Annotated in this window: 1 protein-coding gene; it reads right to left on the bottom strand. The window is 50.2% G+C overall.

Annotated elements, in window-relative coordinates; translation table 11 throughout:
• Window positions 1-36: 36 nt before the first annotated feature.
• Entirely contained in the window at window positions 37-978 is a 942-nt protein-coding gene (locus R7D93_RS26300; RefSeq protein ID WP_005458693.1) for a LysR family transcriptional regulator, read from the bottom strand.
• Between the last annotated feature and the right edge of the window lie 24 nt (window positions 979-1,002).

Here is a 1,002-nt window from a genome sequence, read left to right as displayed (position 1 = left end):
ACGTAAAAAGAGCCAGCGTTGCTGGCTCTTTTATTATCAGTTCAATCCCATGTCTTCGATTCGCTTCGCAATCAGCCTGCTGCACTCTTCACGCACAACGGAGCGCAGCCATTCTTGAGCAGGAGAATGCTCACAGCGCGCATGCCAAATCATCGAATAATCAAAAGGCGTAAATTGGAATGGCAACGGTTTTACGACTAGGTCATAGCGCTCAGCAACCAGATACGCCAAATCTGCCGGAACGGTAATGATGATAGGTAGTGTATCCACAATCGCCAGCGCAGCTTCTAAATGGTACGCACGCAGCACCATTTTGCGTTGCGGCTTGTCGATCAAAGCTTGCTCAATCAACGCTTTCACTCCGTCACTGATGGCAATCATCGCGTGAGGGTGGCTCAAATAGTCGTCCAAACTCATCTCTTGATTCGCCAAAGGATGCTGTTTGGACAGTAAACACAACACGCCAACGCGACCAAGAATCTCGCTACGCAGCGGCTCTACGGGGCCAGTTGGGCGACAAATGGCGAGATCGGCCCCTTCATAAGTCAACTGATCGGATAAACGGTCATGCTGCAAAGGCAAAAAGTTAAACGACACATTCGGCGCTTCTTGATAAATGCGCGGTAAAGCAAACGGCAGGATAGTTTGCATAGCGTAGTCCGTGGTCGCGATAGTGAACGTCTGATCGCACTGCTGAGGATCGAACTCGACGGGCGACAACAATTGGCGCAGCGATTCCAACGGTTCACCTAAAGAGCGATCAATTTCTAGCGCTTTTTGGGTTGGGATCAAGTGCTGACCTTGGCGCGTAAACAGCGGATCGCCAAGCAGATCGCGTAATCGCCCTAACACACGACTCATCGCCGATTGGCTTAAATTAAGGCGAGTTGCCGCCTTACTGACGCTGCTTTCTTCAATCAGTACACGCAACGCGACTAATAAATTCAGATCTCGGCGATAGATGTCTTCTAGTTCCACGATTTGCCACTTACAATGCGAGGG

Origin of the sequence: Vibrio sp. YT-15 (assembly GCF_033337445.1) — a bacterium.
GTDB lineage: Bacteria > Pseudomonadota > Gammaproteobacteria > Enterobacterales > Vibrionaceae > Vibrio > Vibrio alginolyticus.
The sequence above is the reverse complement of the archived record's forward strand: the minus strand, read 5'-3'. Positions and strand labels throughout refer to the sequence as shown.